The organism is Vibrio sp. YT-19(2023) (assembly GCF_033337395.1).
Window position 1 is genome coordinate 1 of sequence record NZ_JAWOQN010000591.1, and the last position, 661, is coordinate 661.

Annotated in this window: 1 protein-coding gene; it reads right to left on the bottom strand. The window is 45.8% G+C overall.

The window, feature by feature from the left end; genetic code table 11:
* Window positions 1-252 precede the first annotated feature (252 nt).
* Window positions 253-661 (bottom strand): sodium/glutamate symporter (locus R7E78_RS27325; RefSeq protein WP_318058778.1); only part of this gene is annotated, 409 nt, incomplete at its 5' end.

Sequence of the window (661 nt, forward strand, 5' to 3'; positions counted from 1 at the left end):
GAGATCTGAAAACAGCAGCTTGGCGTCAATATTGCGCATTTTCGCTAATGCTGATGTCGATATTTTTTCTGACATGTGTGGAGCCTCCTGCTGCTGGGAAAATAACATCCTGTGAATGATATTAACGCATTGATTTCATTGCTTGAAGCAAGAATGAGAAAGATTCATACCAAGAAACAAAAAAGCCAGTCTTTTACGACTGGCTTTGGCTTTAAATGATCTTAAAATTGGCGTGGTTACGCCTTTCGCCGATTATTTAATAAAGGCGATGCAGCCTTGCAAAATCACTAAGTTAACGATGTCGATGAAGAATGCACCGACAATCGGCACCACCATAAACGCCTGTGGTGACGGGCCGAAACGATTCACGATAGACCCCATGTTCATCACGGCTGTTGGTGTCGCCCCCAAACCAAAACCGCAGTGTCCACTAGAAATTACCGCCGCGTCGTAGTTGCTGCCCATGACGCGGAATGTCACGTAGTAAGCGAACACCGCGAGAATTGCCGACTGCACGGCAAGGATGATCAAGAACGGAATGGCTAGGTCAAAAATGTTCCACAGTTTTAAGCTCATGAGCGCCATTGCTAGGAACAGCGACAATGAAACCGTACCGAGAATATCCACGGTTTCTAAATCGACTTTGCGAACTTTCGTCACT